General features: G+C 66.0%; 2 protein-coding genes. Both read left to right on the top strand.

All coding sequences use genetic code 11. The features are described from left to right. A partial coding sequence (locus tag AC1D15_RS34570; protein WP_477829629.1) for an acyl carrier protein occupies positions 1-258 on the top strand: 258 nt, incomplete at its 5' end. Positions 259-290: 32 nt separating this feature from the next. Continuing rightward, a partial coding sequence (locus AC1D15_RS34565; protein ID WP_477829628.1) for an acyl-CoA dehydrogenase family protein occupies positions 291-936 on the top strand: 646 nt, incomplete at its 3' end.

Raw genomic sequence — 936 nt, 5'->3', positions numbered from 1 at the left:
CAGCAGGACACAGCCATGCACACCGAGAAGATCCGTTCCATCATCGCCAAGCACGCCCGCCTGTCGGTGGACGCCGCCACGCTGACCGAAGACAGCGACCTGTACGCCGCCGGGCTGACCTCGCTGACGACGGTCAACCTGATGCTGGCGCTGGAAGACGGCTTCGACATCGAGTTCTCCGACAAGATGCTGGGCCGCAAGACCTTCGAGAGCATCCGCTCGCTGTCCGAAGCCATCGAAGAACTCGTCAGCGCCTGAAGCGCTGCACTGCCGCCATTCCTGGAGAAGACATGTCGCAACCGACCCGCCTGAGCCCCCAACTGCCCGCCCTGCTCGAAGGGCTGCACGGCATCGGCCGCGACATCATCGCGCCGCACGCCGCCGAGGTGGACCGCGATGCGCGCTTTCCGCACGAGGCGTATGCGGCGCTGAAGCAGCAGAAGCTGCTGAGCTGCTACGTGCCGGTGGAGTACGGCGGCATGGGCCTGAACATCAGCGACCTGTCGCAGATCTGCGAGGTGCTGGGCCAGTACTGCGGTTCCACCGCGATGATCTTCGCGATGCACCAGATCCAGGTCGGCTGCATCGTGCACCACGCGCTCGAATCGGAGTTCTTCCGCGGCTATGCCCGCGAGATGGTCGAGCACCAGTACCTGATCGCGTCGGCCACCACCGAGCTGGGCATCGGCGGCGACGTGCGCTCGAGCCTGTGCGCGGTGCAGGTGAGTGGTGACCGCTTCACGCTGGAGAAGCAGACGCCGGTGATCTCGTACGGCGCGACGGCCGATGCGATCCTCGTGACCTGCCGCAAGTCGGAAGACGCGGCGCGCAACGACCAGGTGCAGGTGCTGGTGCGCAAGAGCGACTACGAGCTGACGAAGCTGTCGGGCTGGGACACGCTGGGCTTCCGGGGAACCTGCAGCGAGGGCTTCGTGC

It is taken from the genome of Rhizobacter sp. P2_H2 (assembly GCF_056403375.1).
This window is presented reverse-complemented; position numbering and strand designations above follow the sequence as displayed.